Genomic DNA, 16,904 nt, shown 5'->3' on the forward strand with positions numbered 1-16,904 from the left:
CGATGCTGCGCATCGCCCCGGAATGACGAACAAGAGGATATTGGACTCATGAAACTCACCGCCGACGCCAAGGGCACTTTCGCAATCGCGCCGACGCCGTTCCACGACGACGGCCGGATCGACGAGCGCTCGATCGACCGCCTGACCGATTTCTACGAGGAGGTCGGCTGCGACGGCGTCACGGTGCTGGGCATTCTCGGCGAAGCCCCGAAGCTCGATGCCACTGAAGCCGAGCAGGTGGCGGTGCGCTACGTCAAGCGCGCCAAGAAGATGCAGGTGATCGTCGGCGTCTCCGCCCCGGGCTTTGCCACCATGCGCTCGCTGGCGAGGGCCTCGATGGATGCGGGTGCGGCCGGCGTCATGATCGCGCCGCCGCCATCCTTGCGGACCGACGACCAGATCATCGGCTATTTCAAGCAGGCGGCCGAAGCGATCGGTCCGGACGTGCCCTGGGTGCTGCAGGACTATCCGCTGACCTTGCAGGTGGTGTTCACCCCGTCCGTGATCCGCAAGATCGTCATGGACAATCCGAACTGCGTGATGCTCAAGCACGAGGACTGGCCGGGCCTGGAGAAGATCTCGACCCTGCGTGGCTTCCAGAAGGACGGCTCGCTGCGTCCGCTTTCGATCCTGTGCGGCAATGGCGGCACGTTCCTCGACTTCGAGATGGAGCGCGGCGCAGACGGTGCCATGACCGGTTACGCCTTCCCCGAGCTCCTGATCGACGTCGTGAACCTCTCCAAGGCCGGCAAGCGCGATGCCGCGCATGACCTGTTCGACGCGCATCTGCCGCTGATCCGCTACGAGCAGCAGCCCGGCGTCGGCCTGACCGTGCGCAAATACGTGCTGCAGAAGCGCGGCGTCATCGCCTCCAGCGCGCAGCGCAAGCCGGGCGCAGTGATGACGGCGACGGCGAAGGCCGAGGTCGATTATCTCTTGTCGCGGGTCGCCCGTTTCGACAAGCGCGCCAATCTCGGCCCGCAATCCAGCGCCGCGGGCTAGTTGAATGGCCGAAACATCAGCATCACGCCCGGCCTCGACGATCCTCCTGCTGCGTGACGGCGGGAAGGAGCTGGAGGTCTTCATGATGGTTCGCCATCATCAGATCGAGTTCAATTCGGGCGCGCTGGTGTTTCCTGGCGGCAGCGTCGATGCCGGCGACAAGGAAATCGTTGCCCGCACCGACCTGTATTCGGGCGGCGAGGGCCTCAGCGCAGCGGATCGCGGTTTCCGTATCGCCGCGATCCGCGAGACGTTCGAGGAGAGCGGCATCCTGCTGGCTCGCTCAAAGGAGACGGGTGCGCCGGTCGACGCCAGGCGTGCCGGCGAGATCGCCGACAAGCATCGCGTTGCGCTCAACGAGCACAAGGTCAGCTTCCTGGACATCCTGGCCGACAACAACCTCCAGCTCGCGCTCGACACCTTGGTGCCCTACGCGCACTGGATCACGCCGGAGGGCATGCCGAAACGGTTCGACACCTGGTTCTTCCTTGCCGCCGCGCCGCCCGACCAGCTCGGCGCCCATGATGGCCGGGAATCGACGGATTCGATCTGGGTCTCGCCGCGCGAAGCGGTGGAGGGCGGCGAGAGCGGCCGTTTCAAGCTGCCGTTCCCCACCACGCGCAACCTCATCAGGCTCGCCAAGCAGAACAGCGTGAGTGCCGCACTGGAGCACGCCCGCAGCCTGTCGATTGTCACCGTGATGCCGGTCATGACCAAGACCGAAACGGGCCGCCAGCTCCGCATTCCCCGCGAGGCCGGCTATGACGGCGAGGTCTTCGAGGTGGGAGCCGTGGGCTAGTACACTTCGACGCCGGACGAAGTATTGGGGCCCGCGGTCGCGCTAGATTCCGTCAATCGTGGAGAGGACGGAACGGTCATGGACGTCAGGCAGGACACCAATCTCGCCGTCGAGCTGGCGCTGCTGGTCGCGCTCGCGACGCTGTGGGGCGGCTCCTACACCTTCATCAAGCTCGGCGTCGCCACCATTCCCCCGATCACGCTGATCGCTGCACGCACCGCCATCGCGGGCCTGCTACTGCTCGTCGTGATGCGGGCGCGCGGCATCAGGATGCCCAGAGACGCCGCGACGTGGCAGCGCTTCGCCTTCCAGGCCGTGCTCAACAGCGTCATTCCCTGGATCTTGATCGCCTGGGGCGAGCGTCATGTCGATGCCGCGCTCGCCACCATCCTCAACTCGGCCGGCCCGATTTTCACCTTCCTGCTCACGGCAATCGTCACCCGCCACGAAGCAACGTCCCCCAGGAAACTTTTCGGTGTGGTCGCCGGCATGGCCGGCATCTGCCTCATTGTCGGAACCGACGCCTTCGATGGCATCGGTCGCGGCCTCCCCGCGGAGGCGGCCATCGTTGCCGCCACCCTATGCTATGCCTGCGCCGCGATCTTCGGCCGCAGCTTCAAGGGCCTCGATCCCATGGCCCCGGCCGCCGGCTCGCTGCTGGCGGGGGCGGCGGCCCTGATCCCGGCCTCGCTCGTGGTCGAGCAGCCCTGGACGCTGTCGCCGTCGCTGAGCTCCGTGCTGGCGTTGCTCGCGCTCGCCGTGTTCTCGACCGCCGCGGCGTTTGCGATCTACTTCCGCCTGATCCAGACTCTGGGTTCGGTCGGCACCACGGCGCAGGCCTATCTCCGCGTGCCCATTGGCGTGGCCATCAGCGTCGCCTTCCTTGGCGAGAGCCTCAGCCGGACCGCCTGGATCGGGCTTGCCTGCGTCGTCCTCGGCGTCGCCGCCATGACGATCCCGGCCCGGCAGCCGGCGCGCCTTAAGCCGTCATAGATTGGAGAAAGGAGGCTACAGGACCACCATATTAAGGATAATGGGCGTTCGGAGGCATGTTCCCCCCGGGCGGCAATACGTCGTATATTGGGCCCCCGATAGCCCGGTCCTCTCATCGCCAATGTCCGCCGAATTGACGCCGACTCTTGAGAAAAAGCGAGCCTTTTCGCTCTCCATCGGCCAGCTCACCTTCGGCAGCTTCCTGTTGGTGCTGGCGGTGATCATCGTCACCTCGACCGCGAGCGTGATCGCGATCCGGCACATCGACACGACCTTCGCCGAGCTGCAGCGGCTGCAGAGCGTCGGCGACCTTGCCGAGGACATCGACCGCCGCATGAACGAATTGCGCCTCGCCGCGCGCGACTTTGTCACCGATCCCGGCGCCGGCATCCAGTTCAAGCAGGTGGGCGAGGCGGCTGCGACCCTGAGCGACGTCCTGAAGAAGACCCGCATCGAGCTCGCGCCCGAGCAGCAGGACATGATCGACGGGGTGACCGAGCGGCTTGCGACCTATCGCAACGGCCTCGAGCGGATCTCGACGCTGATCGACCGCCGCGCCCAGCTGCTCGCGGGCTTGCCGCCGTTGCGCGACCAGTTCGATGCGGCGGTGTCCGGCACCGCCGACCGCGAGCTGGCCTCGCGCCTATCGGAGGCGCAGAGCCGCATCGCGCTCGGGCTGCTCGCACGCAACCCGTCCGCGGCCGAGCAGGCCGCGCAGACCATGCGGGCCCTGAACATCGGCGATGCCAAGCTGAAGGCGGCGGTGAATGATTACGCCGAGGCGATCATCGCCGTGGCTGTCCGCGAGCGGCAGATCGCCGACATCGACCGCGAGGTGCTGGGAACCGAGGGCCGGCTGATCGGCCGCGTCACCGAATTGCTGCGCGAAGTCAGTGCCCGGCGGGGCCACGTGCTGTCGCGCGACTTCGCCCGGACCCTGACGGAAGCGCGATGGCAGAGCATCGTGCTCGGCACCATCGGCGTCCTGATCGGTATCGGCGCTGCGCTGTTCGTGGTGCGCCGGACGGTCCGCCCGCTCGCCCAGATCGCGCGCTCCATCCGCGCGCTTGCGGCGGGCCAGAAGGACACCTTGATCCCGTCGGCGGATGTCGACAACGAGATCGGCGACATCGCGCGTGCAGCCGAAGTGTTCCGCCGCGCGCTGGAGGAGGCGGACACGGCGCGCGAGGCGGCGGTGCGCGCGCTCACAGAGCAGCGCCTTGCCGAAGAGAGCTACCGGAAGCTGTTCGAGGGCTCGATCGACGGCATCTACGTGACGACGCCGGCCGGCGATCTCCTCAATGCCAATCCGGCGCTGGCGCGGATGATGGGCTACGACAGCCCGCAGCAGCTGATCGACAGCATCAGCGACATCGCGCACACCATCTACGTCCATCCGGAGGCGCGCGCCGAATACCAGCGGTTGATGGCCCGCGACGGCATGGTCCGCGAGTTCGAGTATCAGGTGCGCCAGCGCAGCGGCAACATCCTGTGGCTCTCCGACAGCGCCACCGGCGTGCGGGACGAAGCGGGTAACATCGTCCGCTACGAGGGCACGCTGCGCGACATCACCGACCAGAAGCGGGCGGAAGACGCCATCGCCGAAGGCCGGCGCCTGCTCCAGCAGGTCATCGACACCGTGCCGGCGGTGATCAACGTCAAGGATCGTAACCTGCGCTATGTGCTGATGAACCGCTACATGGCGGGCATCTTTGGCATCGAACCCGCTGACGCACTCGGCCGAACCACGGCCGACCTGATGTCGCGCTATGGCGCGGCAAAGACCGACGAGAACGACAAGCGAGTGCTCAGCCTCCGCAAGGGGCTCGGCTTTTACGAGGAGGAATACAAGGACGCCTCCGGCAACATGCGGCAATGGCTGGTCAACAAGCTGCCGCTGCTCGATGCCGACGGCGAGATCGAGCGGATCGTCACCGTCGCGCTCGACATCGGCGAGCGCAAGCGCGGCGAGCAGGAGATGCGCAAGGCCAAGGAAGCCGCCGAGACGGCGCTGCGCAATCTGCGCGAGACGCAGGCCTCGCTGATCGAGGCCGAGAAGCTCGCCGCGCTCGGACGCCTGGTTGCCGGCGTCGCCCACGAGGTCAACAACCCCGTCGGCATCAGCCTCACGGTCGCTTCCGCGCTGGAGCGCAAGACCGCGATATTCACCGCCGAGGTCGAGCGCGGCGAGCTCCGCCGCTCCACGCTCAACGACTTCCTCAGCACCAGCCGCGACGCATCCTCGCAGCTCGTGTCCAATCTCAACCGCGCCGCCGAGCTGATCCAGTCGTTCAAGCAGGTTGCCGCGGATCGCAACTATTCGGACCAGCGCACCTTCGATCTTGGCGACCTCACCGAGCAGGTGGTGATGAGCCTGCGGCCGGGCCTGCGCAAGCACAACCTGACGCTCAACGTCGAGTGCCAGCCCGATCTCACCATGAACAGCTATCCGGGTCCGTACGGCCAGGTGCTGACCAATCTGTTTCTCAATTCGGTGGCGCATGCCTTCCCGGACGGCCGGCCGGGGACCATCGAGATTCAGGTGCGCGAGTCCGGCAAGGACAATGTCGAGATCATCTTCTCCGACAATGGCTGCGGCATGTCGCTCGACGTCCGCCGCCGCGCCTTCGATCCGTTCTTCACGACCCGGCGCGACCAGGGCGGCACCGGCCTCGGGCTGCACATCGTCTACAGCATCGTCACCAACCGGCTCGGTGGACGGCTCGATCTCGATTCCGAACCGGGCAAAGGCACGCGCATCCAGATCATCCTGCCGCGCACGGCGCCGTTGGAGCAGGCGGCGGAGTGATCGGTGACTCGAACGCGTGGATGCCTATTGGTGTCGTCACCCACGAACAAGAGCCGCGCCCAGGACGAGACACAGGACCCCCAACGCGCGCGTCAGCGTGATCGGATGCTGCGGTAGGCCGAACATGCCGGCCTGGTCGAGCGCCAACGAACCGACCAACTGGCCCACAACGACCAGCGTGAGCACGGTCGCCACGCCGAGACGTGGCACCATCAAGATGCTGGTCGCGATGAAGATCGCACCGAAGCCTCCTCCGGTCCAGGCGATCCAGGGAGCTCGCCCGGCGAGGGCGGCCGTCGGCATCGGCTCCCGCGCGACGACGAGAGCCAGCAGCAGCGCGATCGTTCCGCCAAGATAGCTCACGAACGCCGCCCATTTCGCGGATTGCATGGCGCTGCCCAGGCTGGCGTTCAGCACCTGCTGAAAGGCGAGGCTCAGGCCCGCAGACAGGACCAGGAGAGGTGCGAGAAGATTCATGCGCGGCTCGCAATGGCATGGAGAGATGCTGCCAGCGTAGCGCCCGGGTCAATTCACGTCTGGAACGAAATCGACGGCTTCAGTCTGCGAACGCCGACCGATAGGCGGCCGGCGTTGCGCCATAAGCGCGCCGAAACAGACGACCAAGGTGGCTCTGGTCGGAGAACAGACCGGCATAGGCGACGTCGGCAACCGCATCGCCGCACTTCAGCTGCGAGCGCGCCGACGCCAGTCGCCGCGCGAGACGATAGGCGGCTGGCGTCATGCCAACCTCTCGCTTGAACAGCCGAATGAAGCCGTCGGTGGATCGGCCCTCCCGTGCCGCCATTCTGCGGATGTCGAGATCGTCACCCGAAACCAGTTCCACCAGCGCGGCACCTCGCTCCGGCCGCACGGGATCTCGCGGCCACGGACCGTGCGAGCCGATCGCATCGAGTACCTCGTCGGGCAGGATTGCCCGCGAGTGGCGGATGCGGAGCGGCCTCGAGATCTCTCTCACGGCTGCATGATCGCTCGGTACATAGAGATGGGTGATGATGGAGCCGGCGCCGCCGCGCGAGGCATGTGGTACGCCCTTCGGAATCACGACGATGTCGCCGGCGACAGCGCGGAACTCGCCGAACACGCTCGTGTACGTCCGCCATCCTTCCGTGACGGTGGCGATTTGAACGTCCGGGTGAATGTGACACGCAAGCACGGTTGCCGAGGCCGCAGTGAGACGGCCCAGCTCGATCGCCGAGCCGCGAGCCAACGGACCATATGTCCACGCTCCAGGCATCTTCACCGCCTGCAACCTCTTGCTCAGGATGTCAGGGGCCATGTTTCGGCCGCGCATCTAATCGACGTCAGCGAGCTTGTGCAGGGTGGCGCCGAAGATCAGGCTGGCCTTGCCGACCAGCGCCGTGCCGATCATCTCCGCGCGCGTGTCCGTGTAGGTGCCGCTGACGCCGATGCCAACCGGGGCAGGGCCGCCGAACAGCGGATTGTCATCGCCCCGTGGCGAGGTGTGCCGTTGCACCAGCACCTCGCCTTTGAAGTTCGTGCTGTCCTTCACCACGTAGCTGCCGGTGTAATAGAGATAGGCATCGCCGCCAAGGATCTTGCCGTCGCGGAAAAGAATGACACCGCTGCCCTTGCCGACTCGACCATCGAGCAGGGTCACATGAATCGAATAGAGGCCGTTCTTCATAACGTCCCGTCGGCCGGCCGCCATCGCCCAATGGCGTAGACCGGTCCTGCTTTTATGCCAAAGCGCATCCGCTCGCGCAACGCGGCAGTTTGGCGGCCAGCCGCAAGTGCCTGCCGCCGCGAGCCGTAATTGTCCCGGCTTGCGTGTGGCGCCTCATGACGGCCTGATGACGAGACGGGGCCGGTCGCTGCGAATCGGACTTGGCCCGTGAAATGCATAGCCATTTGTTGCACTGGCCGCGGGGTGCTGGAGCAAGACGATGAGGAACTGGATCAAATCCGGCGGCGATGAGTCGCGTCTGTACAGTGCGCGTTCCAAGACATGCTACGGCGCCAGCTCGACACGCTGGCGAGGCGTCGCAAGCTTCGCTTGCGTCCTGGCGTTGATGGCGCTTGCAGCCCCGTTCGGACATGCGCGCGACCGCGGCCAGTTCGCCAACACCAATCCCGATTTGAAAGCCTGGTTTGACGGCCTGCGCAGCGGCAAGGGGCCGTGCTGCTCCGATGCCGACGGCTCGGCGCTCTCGGATAGCGACTGGGACAGCAAAGACGGGCATTATCGCGTCCGTGTGCCACGCTACGGCTACGCGATCGACGGCCAGCAGCAGGAACTGGTCTGGGTCGATGTGCCCGAGGAAGCCGTGATCGCGGAGCCGAACCGTGTCGGGCGCACAATGGTCTGGCCGATCTACGGCTATATGGGCGTCACGATCCGCTGCTTTATGCCCGGTAGCATGACTTGAGCCGCACCGGGCGGTACCTTGCCCGGTGGCCCGATGTACGGCGCGGCAAGCGCCGCGTCAGGTATATTTCTTGTCTCGCTCGAGCAGCTCGATCGAGATGCCTTCGGGGCCGCGAATGAAGCAGATGCGCACGCCGGGCCGGATCGTGGTCGGCTCGCGCGTGAAGGTGACACCCTTGGCCTTGATCTCGGCCGCGACGGCGTCGATGTCCTTCACCGTCAGGCCGAAATGGTCGAGGCCTTGGTGCGGGTGCGGGGGCGGCGGGTTGACGGTGTTGTCGCCCTCGAGCGGCGCGATGAAGATCCTGGCGCCACCGAGATTCACGTCGATCCGTCCCGGCGCGCGCACGACCTCGCCGCCGAGGATGTCCCGCAGCCAGCCCGCCGTGGCCTCCGGATCGGGGCTGCGCAGATGGACGTGATCCCAAGTGACGGCGATTGGCATTTCATGTTCTCCCGCGAGGGCTTTGATGTTGCAGCGCATGTTAGCGGCCGTAACCGGCAACCGCCACCGTCCTTGCCGATTCGCAACCGCGCGGAACCTTAGGTCGTCTTCCGGATTGAAATGAGCTTGTAGCCGAATCCGTCGTCCGACGTGCTTCGGCCGCTATCGGGATGTCATGAACGCGCGGCTTGACCGGACCAGGTTGGGGCGTTTCGCCGGAACAAGCGGCGAGCGACTGGCGCGGGCCGTGACGATCGCGAGCGTCTCGTTTGGCCGAAGTCTGCTGTGGCTGCTGGCAGCCATCATCCTCGGATGCGGTGTGTGGATGCTGCTGCCGCTGTCCAAAGGCAACAGTACCGAGCCGGTGAAGTCGGAGGTGGCTGCCGCCGGGACGGCTCCTCCTGATGATGCGGCGGTAACGGTACCTTCGGCTCCCGAGGCGGAAGTGCCGGCGATGGCGGAGCTCGCTCGCTTGCGCATTTCATCGCAGACCTGGCGCCGCGGCGGCCTCGGATCAAAAGCCCTGGTGACGTTCACGCTGCGAAACGACAATGACTATGCCGTAAAGGATGTCGAGATCGTCTGCGCCTTTGCGCGGCGTGACGGCAGCCATCTCACCGATCGCAGTCGCGTGCTGGCAGATCCGGTCAGCATGAGGAGCCGCAAGACCTTTGCGCGGATTCCCGTCGGCTTCGTCAACGTTAATGCCGATCAGGCAAAATGCTCGCTGGTTGCGGCGCGCCGCGCGTGAAGGCGACATGTTCCGGTAGCGGAAAAGTTACCTTGCGCGACCCTTGGCCAAAAAACCTCACGTCGCCATTTGAACCGAACGGCTGGGCCAGGAACCAATTGAGAGATCGCCTGTTGAGGCGGAGAGCCCACGCGGGGATGCGGGGGGCGGAGCGCGGCCAATGCCCATCTTTCGGTATTTCATGTTTGTCGGTGGGGCTCTACTCGCACTGCTATTCGCAGCTGACTTTGTTCTGCCATCGCAACCGGTTGTGCAGGCCACCGCCACGGTAGGCAATGATCAGCCGCTGATCCGGATTCGCTCCGACCGCCACCTGCCCGAGCGTGTCGTGCTCGACACCACCCAGCCCACGATCATACCGCCTGCGGTGAAGACCGCCGCCGTCGTTCCGCCTCAGCCGCCGGTTCAGGACGCCACGTCGGCAGCTCTCGCCGAGATGTCGGCCAAGGCGCGGGTGCGCGAGACGTTCGCCCAGTTCACGCCGGCTCCCAAGACCGACGCCGCTGCGGCGAAAAAGACGGACGCCAAGCTGCAGGTTCAAACGCAGGCCCAGCCTGCTCAGGCGCAGCCGCCGAAGCGCAAGGTCGCCAGAGCGCGTTTGGTACCGCAACAGCAGGACCGGCCGATGATGGTGGCGCAGCGCCCGCAATTCGGCTTCTTCGGCAATACCTGGTAAGAACGGCACCGCCCCGCTTCGAAACGAGGCGGGAAGGGCTTTTTATTCGTCGGTCTCTCTGCTAATTCCAACCCATCCGAACACCGCTCGGTGCGCTGGCCTCAGCCGCGATGCGGTGTTGTCCCGATTGTTGCCAATCGGGCCCAGGCGCTCGTAGCTCAGCTGGATAGAGCATCGGATTTCGATTCCGAGGGTCGGAGGTTCGAATCCTTCCGAGCGCGCCAGCCTCACTGTGTTCCAGATATGTTCCGAACCGGCGCTGAGGCCGAGCAACCGTCGCAAGGGCTGGCCGCGTCAGTCAACCTGACGGCAAGCGCCTTGCCGGCCGCGTGCGAGGGTGTCGGAGGGCGCCTCGTGGAAGATCGCGCGGTAGGCTGCGGCAAACTCGCCGAGATGATGGAAGCCCTGGGCACGCGCGCACGTGGCGACGGTGGCGCCACCGCCCTTGAGCAGGCGGGCGCGGGTCGCCCACAACCTCTTGAGGCGAATGTACTGGTGCAGGCTCATGCCCCGCACCTTGCTGACCGCGCCGCCGAGCGTCCGGATCGAGACACCGAACTGAGCGGCGAGATCGGCGGTGTAGATCGGCGCGGTGGGATAGGCTGCGACGTAATCGTCGATGCGCTGCACGAGCTTGATCGCTCGCTCGCCCTGGACCGAGGCGCTCAGATCCGGCATCGGATCGACCCGAAACAAATCGTCGAGCGCGAGCAGCAGGCCCTCCTGGAGATGCGCGGCCACCTCGGTGGTCTCGAACAGGAGCGGCTGCACTGAGGCGGTGCGCAGGATGTCGAGCAGCAGCTGCCGCGTGTGGAGCAGGGCGGGCCGGTTCGCAACACGGGCTCGCAAGTCGTCGGCGCGATCGAACCAGCCCCGGTCCTTCAGCTCGGGGGAGAAGATGATCATCGCATGATGATTGGTCTGGGGCTCGACGAAATGGCATTCGTCAGTGCCGCGGAGTGTGACGAAGAAGCGCGCATCAAGGTCGAGGCCCTTGAAGTTGACCTGGAGGTCGTCGGTCATGGACAGGATCACCATCCCGCCCGGCATCCGATAGGCGGTGTCGAGGATGCGCGCGAACGATCTCATCACGATGATGCGGCACGCCGGCAGGGAGACGACAGCGCGGGCCGCGGCGAAGTTCGGGATGTCGAGCGGAATGCTTCTCGCATCTTCCACCGTCTCGACCGGCCGAAACGCATCGACGTCGGCAAAGCCGATCACCTGAAGCGCGGAGGAGGGGGCGAGGGCGTCGAACAACATGGATTGGACCGGCTGCTGAAATGTGACAATCAAATGAACGTCGATTACCGCCATCAATGGCGAAACATCGCGCTTCAGTAAATCGAATTCCAGGCCGTAGTATTGCGGACATCATGCCATGACGTTGGTCCGGTCAATGTCACCGTCAACGTTCTCGGCTCATCGGCTTTCCCGAAGCGAGGTCGATGAAGTGCAGCCGCGTGCAGGCGGGACAGGCGAAGGACGCAAAGCTCTGTCCCTCTGTCCTCTCCTGTTTCTCCAGATGCGTCTGCACGTTCATGCCCGTCTGAGGGCATCGAAAGACGATCAACTCGGCCATTGCCGTAGAATGCCGGTGAGGGCGGCTTCCGCTTTGATCTGGATCAGTTTTGGAACCGCTCTAGGCCGGTGACAACGGCGCCAGGCCTGATCTCGCAAAAGCGAAGGGGCCCGAGGGCCCCTTCAGACGTCACCAGCGGCGATAGTAGCCCGGGCCATAATAGCCGTAGTAGCGCGGCCGATAATACCGCGGGCCGTAATATGGCCGCGGACCGTAATACCCATAATAGTTCGGACGCCACCAGCAGCGCCCCCATGCATCGCAGACCATGCGGACCTGCTCGACGCCGGAGAGCTGCGGCGTCGCAGGCGCCGGCGCGATGGGCATGGCGGACGCCGGCGATGCCGCCAACGCGCCCAACATGGCACCGAACAGGCCTGCGCCGACGAGGCCGATCTTGAAAGTCATGATGTCTTCCTCCGCTTACGCAAAGCAGGATATCGAAGATGTTCTGCTCAAATTGTGGCGAAGCCGAAATGTAATGCTGATGAAGAGGCCTTTGGCCAATCGCTGCTCTGGCTGGCTGTAGCCGCGTCCGATGACGTGCCGCCAACCTTGATCCTGCGCAATTCGCAAGCCTGCGCCGGCTCATAGTGTTGGTGTGACGGCAGGCATGGTGCTTGCTGCCGGACAAGGTGAGCTGGATGCGAGTCATTCCAAATCTGTCGATCTCGCCGGAGAAAGTCTTCTTCGTCATTTCCAAATCGCGCCGGTCCGACAACGAGGCGGCCGGAGGCGGCGTCGTCCTGGACTTCGGCGACGATGACATGAGCTATGGCCGCGGAGGGCGCGGCGGGACCACCGACCGTGCGGAGCTCGCGGGCTTTATCCGCGATCTCAATGTCGACGAGCAGATCGATCTTGTGGCGCTGACCTGGCTCGGCCGCGGCGACGGTGATCTCTCCAATTGGCGCGAACTGCGGACCCAGGCCGCGCAGGCGCACAACCAGCGCACCGCGTCCTACCTGATCGGCACGCCAATGCTCGCCGACTATCTGGAGGAGGCGATGGCGCAGTTCGGCAAGTCCTTTGAGGAATTCGAAGAACATCTCTGATGCCGGCCGCGGCGTCCATAAGTTTCAAGGAGAGTGGCAATGGACAAAATGAGAATCGACAAGGGCGACTGGCTGGTCGTGTGCGACGGGCGCAAGGCGCTCATTCTGGAAAACCTCGGCGACGAGATGTTTCCGAACCTCCACACCAAGGAGGTGCACGAGCAGCCCAATCCCGCAACCAGCGCGCAAGGGAGCGACGCGCCGGGGCGAGTGCACGCCGCTGCCGGCGGCGCCCGCAGCTCGGTCGAGCAGACCGATTGGCATGACGAGGCCGAGCGCGCCTTCCTGCGAAGCTTGGCCGGCCGGCTCGATGCCGCCATCAGCTCCGGCGAGACCACGGCCCTGACCATGGTGGCCTCGCCGCGCGCGCTTGGCATGATCCGCGCCGATTACTCGGACGTCGTGCGCAAGGCACTTCAAGGAGAAGTCGGTAAGGATCTCGTCAAGCTGCCGGTCTACGAGATCGAGAAGCAATTGCTGCGCTCGGGCGCCGCCAAATAAGGGCGCCCGGTGCAGACGCGCCGGCGCGCCTCAGTAGCAGGGGTGCCGGCGGCGGTCCTGGCCGACATAGGCAGCCGAGCTCTGGTAGCAGTGATTGGTCGACGGGCCGTCGTAATAGGCGAAGGTGCCGGGGCTGATACCGGGCCCGTAATTGTGGACATAGCTGATCGGGTAGGGCAACGGGTTGGCGTAAGTGCGGTGGTGCCGGTGGTGGCCGCCCGCCTCCGCAAGGCCAGGGGCGAGGATTGCACCCGACAGGGCTGCAACCGCGGCTACAAGCTTCAACTTGCTCATCTCGATTCTCCGGAACCCGCGCGAATAGCCCCTCATCTATAGCCATTTCGAGCCTGCGAGGCACCGGTCCGATGCCCGGAAATCCGGCCTGATCCCTCAGATTTCCGGGCGGGTGTGACAGAATTGCCGGATATGCGGCCGAAGACTGCCCATTTTTGGCCTTTTCGGGATGCTTAACGAATTCCCCACACAAGTGTGACCAAAGACTATTCGGTTAAGATCCTGTCGCCGGCCCGTTGGGCTCCTTCGAGGCCGGTGTCTTTCTGAAGGCTGCCGCCGTCACCTCGCCATGCGCATCACGCTTCTGAGCCTGCTGTCGCTCTGCCTCGTCGCCGCTACGCCGGCGCGGGCCGAGCTGCATATTACCCGCGACCATGGCGGCTATGTCGAGGAATACAAGGCCAAGTACAAGCGCGTCCGCGAGAAGGGCGAGCGGGTCATCATCGACGGCATCTGCAATTCGGCCTGCACGCTGGTGCTCGGCATCGTGCCGATGAACAAGATCTGCGTGACGCCGCGCGCGAGCCTCGGCTTCCATCAGGCCTATTACGACAAGGCCTTCACCTTCGGCATCAAGGTGACCAGCTCCGAGGGGACTTCCGACCTGATGTCCTACTACCCCGATACGGTGAAGGATTGGATTCGCCGCAACGGCGGGCTCACCACGGACATGAAGAAGATCAAGAACGGCGTCGAGCTCTGGAAGATCGTCGATCCCTGTCCGGAAGAATGGTGAGCGGCTGGGCTGAGCCGCCGGCGTCCGTCGCAGCGCAGCATCGCCCGACCGAAATTCGCATTGCCGCATAGCCCCGGGTGGGGCAATGAGGGCGGCAATGAATCATAATCAAGAAGCCCTGACGGCCCGCGCCGCGCCAATCCTGTTCGTCCTGCTGTGGAGCACAGGATTCATCGGCACCAAATACGTCGTCGACAACGCCGATCCCTTGACCTATCTCGCCATCCGCATGGCGATCGTGGTCGGCCTGATGGCGATCATCGCCGGCCTCGCCCGGCCGAAATGGCCGGACCGTGCCGGCATTGCGCATAGCGCGGTCGCCGGCATCCTCGTCCATGGCTTCTATCTCGGTGGCACCGCAATCGCGATCGCCCATTCGATTCCGGCCGGGCTCTCTGCGCTGATCCCCGGCCTTCAGCCGATCCTGACCTCGACGATCGCCAATCGTTGGCTCGGCGAGCGGGTGACGCCGCTGCAATGGGCAGGGCTGGTGCTCGGCCTCGGCGGCGTGGTGATGATCCTGCACAACCGTCCCATGACCGGCGAAGCCGGGCTTGGCTGGCTCGCCTCGGTGGTCTCGCTGATCAGCATCACGCTCGGCACGCTCTATCAGCGCCGCTACTGCAATCAGATCGACTGGCGCGCCGGCAATCTCGTGCAATATGTCGCCGTCACCATTTTTTTCGCGATCGGAGCCTTCCTGTTCGAGGACCGCGTGGTGCACTGGACGCGGGAGTTCGTGCTGGCGCTCGCCTGGCTCGCCGTGGCGCTCTCGATCGGATCGATCGGGCTGCTCTACTGGCTGATCCGTCACGCCGCGGCGACCTCGGTCGCGAGCCTGTTCTATCTGGTGCCGGCCGTGACCGCGCTGATGGCTTACATGCTGTTCGGAGAGAAGCTCGATGGGCTGGCAATTGCCGGCATGGCGATGTGTGCGGCCGCGGTGTTCGTCGTCAACCGGCGCGCGTAGGCGCAGGGAGCGGCGGGAGCACGGGATCGCGGCGCTGGTCTCCGGATGCGCGCGCATCCGCAGGACCCGGCCTGATCGCTATGATCAGCGCTTCGCCTTCTTGGCCTTCTTGTTTGCCTTTGCAGCTTTCTTGGTCGAATTCTTGGCACCCTTCTTCGCGGTCTTTTTGGCCGCTTTCTTCGAGGATGTCTTGGCGGCTTTCTTTGAGCTCTTCTTCGGAGCCGTCTTGGCCTTCTTCTTCGGCGCTACTTTTTTCGCGGCCTGCCTGACTTTCTTGACGGCGGTCACTGCCGCGTCCTTGGTCGCTTCCACGGCGGTGGTGATCGTTTCAATCGCCTGCTCGGTGATCGGCTTGTCGTCGTCCATGTCGCCCCCCACGGTTTGACTGCAGTGGTGACGATAGCGGGTTTCGGAATCGTGTCAAAGCCGCGCTCAACTTCTGCGGATCGTCGCGTAAGCAGCGAGCGCGCGCTCGCGGCCTTTGGCATGATCGACGATCGGCTGCGGATAGGTCTTGCCGAGCGTGATGCCTGCGCTCGCAAGCTCGATCGGCGTTGCCTGCCAGGGCCGATGAATCAGCTTGGCCGGCATGTCCTTTAGCTCCGGCACCCAGCGCCGAACGTAGCTTCCATCCGCATCGAACTTCTCGCCTTGGAGCTGCGGATTGAACACGCGGAAATAAGGCGCGGCGTCGGCGCCGCAGCCGGCGACCCATTGCCAATTGGCGGGATTGCTGCCGGCGTCCGCATCGACCAGCGTGTCCCAGAACCAGGCTTCGCCCTCGCGCCAGTCGATCAAGAGGTGCTTGACCAGAAAGGAGGCGACCACCATCCGCACCCTGTTGTGCATCACTCCCGTGCGCCAGAGTTCGCGTAAGCCGGCATCGACGATCGGATAGCCGGTGCGGCCGCGGTGCCAGGCCGCGAGCGCCTTGGCGTCGCGCGTCCAGGGGAAGCTGTCGAAGTTCGTTTGCAGGTTTGCGATGGCGAGGTCGGGATGATCGTGGAGGAGGTGGCGGCAGAACTCGCGCCAGCCGAGCTCGCTCAGGAACTTTTCGATGCCGGGTCCGAGTGTCGGATCCTCGTCCGCGGCGAACCGCGCCGCGTGCCAGATCTGGCGCGGGCTGAGCTCCCCGAACCTCAAATGCGGCGAGAGCCTTGAGGTGCCATCGCGATCCGGGCGATCGCGATCGCCGACATAGCCGCGTAAGGTGTGGCTGAGGAAGTCGCGCAGGCGCGCTCGCGCGGAGGCCTCGCCCGGGGTCCATGCCTCGCGCAACCCGCCCGCCCAGTCCGGCGTGCTCGGCGCGAGTCGCCAGCTCTCCAGCACATCGCCGGCGATCTTCGGTCCGGGGCGCAGCTGCTTCGGGGTAGGCAACGGTTTTGGCGGATCGCCGAGCGACAGTACGCGCCGCCAGAACGGCGTGAACACGCGCAGGCCGCGGCCGTCCTTGGTGCGGATTGCCGAGGGCGGGACAAGGAGATCGCCGGCAAAGCTTTGCGAGCCGATGCCGAGCCTTGCCAGCATCGCTGCGAGCTGGCGCTCGACAGCCTGATGCGGCGCTTGCGCGATTGCATTCCAATAGACAGCGCGAGCGCCGCTCTGGTGGGCCACCTCGCCGATGACCTTGGCGGCCGGTCCCTTGCGCAGGACGAGCGACCCGCCGCGCGCGGCGATCGCGGCCCCGAGCGATCGCAGCGATTGCGCCAGCCACCAGCGCGTTGCGGCGCCGGGCGCCCGCCCGGCGCTGTCGTCGAGGACGAAGAGACAGAGCACCGGCGCACCGGTCTTCACAGCGGCGTGCAGGGCGGGATGGTCGGACAGGCGAAGGTCGTCGCGGAACCAGACGATGATGGGGGGCGCGCTCGGCGGGGTCAGGGCGTC

The 16,904-nt window shown here is 65.2% G+C and carries 20 protein-coding genes and 1 tRNA gene; 12 read left to right on the forward strand and 9 right to left on the reverse strand.

The genetic code is table 11. The features are described from left to right. Positions 1-48 precede the first annotated feature (48 nt). The 4 genes from P6U31_RS15685 to P6U31_RS15700 all read left to right on the forward strand — a co-directional run bounded on the left by P6U31_RS15685 (position 49) and on the right by P6U31_RS15700 (position 5,603). On the forward strand, positions 49-1,002 hold the full coding sequence (locus P6U31_RS15685) for a dihydrodipicolinate synthase family protein (RefSeq protein ID WP_407189293.1): 954 nt from the start codon (positions 49-51) through the stop codon (positions 1,000-1,002). A gap of 4 nt (positions 1,003-1,006) precedes the next feature. Further along, positions 1,007-1,801, forward strand: coding sequence for an NUDIX hydrolase (locus P6U31_RS15690; protein ID WP_407189294.1), 795 nt, complete (start codon positions 1,007-1,009; stop codon positions 1,799-1,801). A 78-nt stretch (positions 1,802-1,879) separates the two neighbouring features. After that, a complete protein-coding gene (locus tag P6U31_RS15695) occupies positions 1,880-2,794 on the forward strand; it encodes a DMT family transporter (RefSeq protein WP_407189295.1) in 915 nt (304 codons plus the stop codon). Between the two features lie 121 nt (positions 2,795-2,915). Continuing rightward, positions 2,916-5,603 carry a PAS domain S-box protein gene (locus P6U31_RS15700; protein ID WP_407189296.1) on the forward strand — a complete coding sequence of 896 codons (2,688 nt, stop codon included), beginning with the start codon at positions 2,916-2,918 and terminating at the stop codon, positions 5,601-5,603. A 36-nt stretch (positions 5,604-5,639) separates the two neighbouring features. Here P6U31_RS15700 and P6U31_RS15705 read toward each other — a convergent pair whose 3' ends face one another. The 3 genes from P6U31_RS15705 to P6U31_RS15715 all read right to left on the reverse strand — a co-directional run bounded on the left by P6U31_RS15705 (position 5,640) and on the right by P6U31_RS15715 (position 7,269). Beyond that, the gene (locus P6U31_RS15705; RefSeq protein ID WP_407189297.1) at positions 5,640-6,080 is read right to left on the reverse strand and encodes a DMT family transporter; all 441 of its coding nucleotides are present in this window, start codon (positions 6,078-6,080) and stop codon (positions 5,640-5,642) included. Positions 6,081-6,159: 79 nt separating this feature from the next. Next, the gene (locus P6U31_RS15710; RefSeq protein ID WP_407189298.1) at positions 6,160-6,900 is read right to left on the reverse strand and encodes a helix-turn-helix domain-containing protein; all 741 of its coding nucleotides are present in this window, start codon (positions 6,898-6,900) and stop codon (positions 6,160-6,162) included. 15 nt (positions 6,901-6,915) lie between these two features. Continuing rightward, positions 6,916-7,269: a GrlR family regulatory protein gene (locus tag P6U31_RS15715; RefSeq protein ID WP_407189299.1), complete on the reverse strand. Its 354-nt coding sequence runs from the start codon at positions 7,267-7,269 to the stop codon at positions 6,916-6,918. A 259-nt stretch (positions 7,270-7,528) separates the two neighbouring features. Between P6U31_RS15715 and P6U31_RS15720 the strand changes: the two genes are divergently transcribed. After that, complete coding sequence (locus P6U31_RS15720; RefSeq protein ID WP_407189300.1) at positions 7,529-8,011, forward strand: hypothetical protein; 483 nt, start codon at positions 7,529-7,531, stop codon at positions 8,009-8,011. Between the two features lie 57 nt (positions 8,012-8,068). Here P6U31_RS15720 and P6U31_RS15725 read toward each other — a convergent pair whose 3' ends face one another. Next, the gene (locus P6U31_RS15725) at positions 8,069-8,455 is read right to left on the reverse strand and encodes a VOC family protein (protein WP_407189301.1); all 387 of its coding nucleotides are present in this window, start codon (positions 8,453-8,455) and stop codon (positions 8,069-8,071) included. A gap of 175 nt (positions 8,456-8,630) precedes the next feature. On the opposite strand from P6U31_RS15725, the gene P6U31_RS15730 reads away from it, so the two are divergent. The 3 genes from P6U31_RS15730 (at position 8,631) to P6U31_RS15740 (ending at position 10,106) form a co-directional block, all read left to right on the forward strand. Next, the gene (locus tag P6U31_RS15730; protein WP_407189302.1) at positions 8,631-9,206 is read left to right on the forward strand and encodes a hypothetical protein; all 576 of its coding nucleotides are present in this window, start codon (positions 8,631-8,633) and stop codon (positions 9,204-9,206) included. 160 nt (positions 9,207-9,366) lie between these two features. Beyond that, positions 9,367-9,882, forward strand: coding sequence for a hypothetical protein (locus tag P6U31_RS15735; RefSeq protein ID WP_407189303.1), 516 nt, complete (start codon positions 9,367-9,369; stop codon positions 9,880-9,882). Positions 9,883-10,029: 147 nt separating this feature from the next. Further along, positions 10,030-10,106, forward strand: a tRNA-Arg gene (locus tag P6U31_RS15740). Positions 10,107-10,176: 70 nt separating this feature from the next. On the opposite strand, the gene P6U31_RS15745 is transcribed toward P6U31_RS15740, so the two are convergent. Then, positions 10,177-11,145 carry a helix-turn-helix domain-containing protein gene (locus P6U31_RS15745; protein ID WP_407189304.1) on the reverse strand — a complete coding sequence of 323 codons (969 nt, stop codon included), beginning with the start codon at positions 11,143-11,145 and terminating at the stop codon, positions 10,177-10,179. 448 nt (positions 11,146-11,593) lie between these two features. After that, positions 11,594-11,872 carry a hypothetical protein gene (locus tag P6U31_RS15750; protein WP_407189305.1) on the reverse strand — a complete coding sequence of 93 codons (279 nt, stop codon included), beginning with the start codon at positions 11,870-11,872 and terminating at the stop codon, positions 11,594-11,596. Between the two features lie 236 nt (positions 11,873-12,108). Here P6U31_RS15750 and P6U31_RS15755 point away from each other — a divergent pair, with 236 nt between their 5' ends. Together P6U31_RS15755 and P6U31_RS15760 are read left to right on the forward strand one after the other, a co-directional pair. Next, on the forward strand, positions 12,109-12,519 hold the full coding sequence (locus tag P6U31_RS15755) for a DUF3775 domain-containing protein (RefSeq protein ID WP_407189306.1): 411 nt from the start codon (positions 12,109-12,111) through the stop codon (positions 12,517-12,519). 39 nt (positions 12,520-12,558) lie between these two features. Next, positions 12,559-13,020, forward strand: a complete 462-nt coding sequence (locus P6U31_RS15760; RefSeq protein WP_407189307.1) for a host attachment protein — start codon at positions 12,559-12,561, stop codon at positions 13,018-13,020. Between the two features lie 30 nt (positions 13,021-13,050). Here P6U31_RS15760 and P6U31_RS15765 read toward each other — a convergent pair whose 3' ends face one another. Beyond that, entirely contained in the window at positions 13,051-13,314 is a 264-nt protein-coding gene (locus tag P6U31_RS15765; RefSeq protein WP_407189308.1) for a hypothetical protein, read from the reverse strand. Between the two features lie 289 nt (positions 13,315-13,603). Here P6U31_RS15765 and P6U31_RS15770 point away from each other — a divergent pair, with 289 nt between their 5' ends. Both P6U31_RS15770 and P6U31_RS15775 read left to right on the forward strand, forming a co-directional pair. Beyond that, on the forward strand, positions 13,604-14,050 hold the full coding sequence (locus tag P6U31_RS15770) for a hypothetical protein (RefSeq protein WP_407189309.1): 447 nt from the start codon (positions 13,604-13,606) through the stop codon (positions 14,048-14,050). Positions 14,051-14,147: 97 nt separating this feature from the next. Then, the gene (locus P6U31_RS15775) at positions 14,148-15,020 is read left to right on the forward strand and encodes a DMT family transporter (RefSeq protein WP_407189310.1); all 873 of its coding nucleotides are present in this window, start codon (positions 14,148-14,150) and stop codon (positions 15,018-15,020) included. An 84-nt stretch (positions 15,021-15,104) separates the two neighbouring features. Here the strand turns inward: P6U31_RS15775 and P6U31_RS15780 are convergent, their stop codons facing one another. Together P6U31_RS15780 and P6U31_RS15785 are read right to left on the reverse strand one after the other, a co-directional pair. Further along, positions 15,105-15,386 carry a histone gene (locus P6U31_RS15780; protein WP_407189311.1) on the reverse strand — a complete coding sequence of 94 codons (282 nt, stop codon included), beginning with the start codon at positions 15,384-15,386 and terminating at the stop codon, positions 15,105-15,107. Between the two features lie 66 nt (positions 15,387-15,452). After that, positions 15,453-16,898, reverse strand: a complete 1,446-nt coding sequence (locus tag P6U31_RS15785; RefSeq protein WP_407189856.1) for a cryptochrome/photolyase family protein — start codon at positions 16,896-16,898, stop codon at positions 15,453-15,455. Positions 16,899-16,904 lie beyond the last annotated feature (6 nt).

This window comes from Bradyrhizobium centrosematis (genome assembly GCF_045571495.1).
Taxonomy (GTDB): domain Bacteria; phylum Pseudomonadota; class Alphaproteobacteria; order Rhizobiales; family Xanthobacteraceae; genus Bradyrhizobium; species Bradyrhizobium centrosematis.

Coding starts and splice junctions, on each gene's coding strand:
- P6U31_RS15685 (WP_407189293.1), top strand. CDS start 49: ATGAAACTCACCGCCGACGCCAAGGGCACTTTCGCAATCGCGCCGACG.
- P6U31_RS15690 (WP_407189294.1), top strand. CDS start 1,007: ATGGCCGAAACATCAGCATCACGCCCGGCCTCGACGATCCTCCTGCTG.
- P6U31_RS15695 (WP_407189295.1), top strand. CDS start 1,880: ATGGACGTCAGGCAGGACACCAATCTCGCCGTCGAGCTGGCGCTGCTG.
- P6U31_RS15700 (WP_407189296.1), top strand. CDS start 2,916: ATGTCCGCCGAATTGACGCCGACTCTTGAGAAAAAGCGAGCCTTTTCG.
- P6U31_RS15705 (WP_407189297.1), bottom strand. CDS start 6,080: ATGAATCTTCTCGCACCTCTCCTGGTCCTGTCTGCGGGCCTGAGCCTC.
- P6U31_RS15710 (WP_407189298.1), bottom strand. CDS start 6,900: ATGGCCCCTGACATCCTGAGCAAGAGGTTGCAGGCGGTGAAGATGCCT.
- P6U31_RS15715 (WP_407189299.1), bottom strand. CDS start 7,269: ATGAAGAACGGCCTCTATTCGATTCATGTGACCCTGCTCGATGGTCGA.
- P6U31_RS15720 (WP_407189300.1), top strand. CDS start 7,529: ATGAGGAACTGGATCAAATCCGGCGGCGATGAGTCGCGTCTGTACAGT.
- P6U31_RS15725 (WP_407189301.1), bottom strand. CDS start 8,455: ATGCCAATCGCCGTCACTTGGGATCACGTCCATCTGCGCAGCCCCGAT.
- P6U31_RS15730 (WP_407189302.1), top strand. CDS start 8,631: ATGAACGCGCGGCTTGACCGGACCAGGTTGGGGCGTTTCGCCGGAACA.
- P6U31_RS15735 (WP_407189303.1), top strand. CDS start 9,367: ATGCCCATCTTTCGGTATTTCATGTTTGTCGGTGGGGCTCTACTCGCA.
- P6U31_RS15745 (WP_407189304.1), bottom strand. CDS start 11,145: ATGTTGTTCGACGCCCTCGCCCCCTCCTCCGCGCTTCAGGTGATCGGC.
- P6U31_RS15750 (WP_407189305.1), bottom strand. CDS start 11,872: ATGACTTTCAAGATCGGCCTCGTCGGCGCAGGCCTGTTCGGTGCCATG.
- P6U31_RS15755 (WP_407189306.1), top strand. CDS start 12,109: ATGCGAGTCATTCCAAATCTGTCGATCTCGCCGGAGAAAGTCTTCTTC.
- P6U31_RS15760 (WP_407189307.1), top strand. CDS start 12,559: ATGGACAAAATGAGAATCGACAAGGGCGACTGGCTGGTCGTGTGCGAC.
- P6U31_RS15765 (WP_407189308.1), bottom strand. CDS start 13,314: ATGAGCAAGTTGAAGCTTGTAGCCGCGGTTGCAGCCCTGTCGGGTGCA.
- P6U31_RS15770 (WP_407189309.1), top strand. CDS start 13,604: ATGCGCATCACGCTTCTGAGCCTGCTGTCGCTCTGCCTCGTCGCCGCT.
- P6U31_RS15775 (WP_407189310.1), top strand. CDS start 14,148: ATGAATCATAATCAAGAAGCCCTGACGGCCCGCGCCGCGCCAATCCTG.
- P6U31_RS15780 (WP_407189311.1), bottom strand. CDS start 15,386: ATGGACGACGACAAGCCGATCACCGAGCAGGCGATTGAAACGATCACC.